Annotated in this window: 2 protein-coding genes; one reads left to right on the top strand and one right to left on the bottom strand. The window is 62.6% G+C overall.

The genetic code is table 11. The annotated features are described in order from the left end of the window. Positions 1-168 precede the first annotated feature (168 nt). The gene (locus J7573_RS25570) at positions 169-477 is read right to left on the bottom strand and encodes a hypothetical protein (RefSeq protein WP_294341361.1); all 309 of its coding nucleotides are present in this window, start codon (positions 475-477) and stop codon (positions 169-171) included. Between the two features lie 452 nt (positions 478-929). Here J7573_RS25570 and J7573_RS25575 point away from each other — a divergent pair, with 452 nt between their 5' ends. Beyond that, a complete protein-coding gene (locus tag J7573_RS25575) occupies positions 930-2,036 on the top strand; it encodes an NADH:flavin oxidoreductase/NADH oxidase (RefSeq protein ID WP_294341363.1) in 1,107 nt (368 codons plus the stop codon). Positions 2,037-2,238: the final 202 nt, after the last annotated feature.

Here is a 2,238-nt window from a genome sequence, read left to right on the forward strand (position 1 = left end):
GCGGATGCGTTGTCACTGGCCCTGGAGCGGACTTCCAGCCTGCAGTGAGGTTGGATTTGCGGGCCTCTTCGCGGGCACGCCCGCTCCCACAGGATCATCACTGCCTTCGAAACTCGTGCAGTACCTGTGGGAGCGGGCGTGCCCGCGAAGAGGCCCGCAAATCCAACCTCACTGCAGGCTGGAAGTCCGCTCCAGGGCCAGTGACAACGCATCCGCCTGGCCCCAGGCAATCTGCATGGCACGCAGCCCGTTAACCAGCGACTCCCGGGTACTGTCATCTTCGATGGCATCGATGGCATCGATGGCATCGATGGCATCGAGGGTTCGGTGGCAATGGTTGTACGCAAGCATCAGGTAATGAGTGACGTTCATCACCACGTGGTCGATGGGCACGATGCCCTCGCTGACGGCGTTGGTGAGGGTCTTGTCGGAGGGAAGGTCGAAATGATGGGGTGGGCCGGGGACGATCTTTTTCATAGCAATTCCTTGAAGATTTAAGGAGTTGCCACCGCCGTTTCCACACGAAGGGCGGCAACTGTACACGGGGTGGAAAACCGGTCTTCAAGGAACCCCGGTAGGCCATACGGCCTCCCGTGTACAGCTGCCATTACGACAGGCACTTGAAGATTGACCGGGTTTCCACACCCACATCGCTGATGCATTCAGCGACCCCAAAAGCCTAAAGGGCGGTGTTTCCAGGAACAATCAGACGCGAGTCGACAGGGCTTGTAGGATATTTTCCTTGGCTATCCACCGCCAGTTCATATGCGTAGGAAACGTCTGATGCATGCGTCGGACCAGTCAGCAATCCCACTGAACCTTCCCCCCCACCAATCTGGTCTAGTCTGATTAATGACCGGCACCGGGCCAGGGATGTGCATTTGAGTGTCCGGGCCGGATCACCATTGGAGTCCTTGGGAGGTGCCCTCATGAGCCTGCTGCTCGAGCCTTACACCCTGCGTCAGCTGACGCTGCCCAACCGCATCGCGGTCTCGCCGATGTGCCAGTATTCCGCCATCGATGGCCTGGCCAACGATTGGCATCTCGTTCACTTGGGCAGCCGCGCCGTGGGTGGCGCGGGCCTGGTCATCAGCGAAGCCGTCGCGGTGACTGCCGATGGCCGCATCACCGCCGAAGACCTCGGTTTGTGGAACGACGACCAGATCGTCCCGTTGCAGCGCATCACCCGTTTCATTACCGCCCAGGGCGCCGTGCCGGGTATCCAGCTGGCCCACGCCGGGCGCAAGGCCAGTACCTATCGGCCCTGGCTGGGCAAGCAGGGCAGTGTGAAGCTCGAAGACGGCGGCTGGCAGCCCGTGGGCCCGTCGAAGATTGCCTTCGACCCGCAGCACACACCACCACGCGAGTTGAGCAAGGACGAGATCCAGGACGTGATCGACGCCTTCGTCGCCTCGACCGAGCGGGCGCTCAAGGCCGGCTTCAAGGTGGTCGAGATCCACGCCGCCCATGGTTATCTGCTGCACCAGTTTCTCTCACCGCTGAGCAATCAGCGCCGCGACGAATACGGCAGCTGTTTCGAGAACCGCGTCCGCCTGACGCTGCAGGTGGTCGAAGCGGTGCGCAAGGCCTGGCCGGCCGAGTTGCCGCTGTTCGTACGGGTGTCGGCGACCGACTGGGTCGAGGACGGCTGGAACCCCGATGAAACCGTCGAACTGGCTCGTCGCCTGCGGGTGCTGGGTGTCGACCTGATCGATGTGTCCTCCGGTGGTACCTCAGTCAACGCCGAAATTCCTACAGGCCCTGGCTATCAGACACGCTTTGCAGAGCGCGTGCGCAAGGAAGCAGAGATCGCCACCGGCACCGTCGGCATGATCACCGAACCGGCCCAGGCCGAGCACATCCTGCGCACCGGGCAGGCCGACGTGATCTTCCTGGCCCGGGAGCTGCTGCGCGATCCTTACTGGCCGCTGCATGCCGATGATGATCTGGGTGGTAACAAGGCCACCTGGCCTGCGCAGTATCAGCGGGCGACCAGCCGCGCCAACCCGATTCACGAGTCCGATTTGCGGGATTGATAAAGGCCGCCGGCCCAGCGCGGCAATGTGAGAGCAACTGTCTCGCTCAATTGCCTGAAGCTGGCGCGATCCCTGTGGGAGCCGCGCTTGCCGGCGATGGGCCGCAAAGCGGCCCCGGCAATTTATGCAGCAACCTTGAGATCGTGGGGCCGCTTCGCGGCCCATCGCCGGCAAGCGCGGCTCCCACAGGGATCGCGCCAGC

This window comes from Pseudomonas sp., from assembly GCF_017744435.1.
GTDB lineage: Bacteria > Pseudomonadota > Gammaproteobacteria > Pseudomonadales > Pseudomonadaceae > Aquipseudomonas.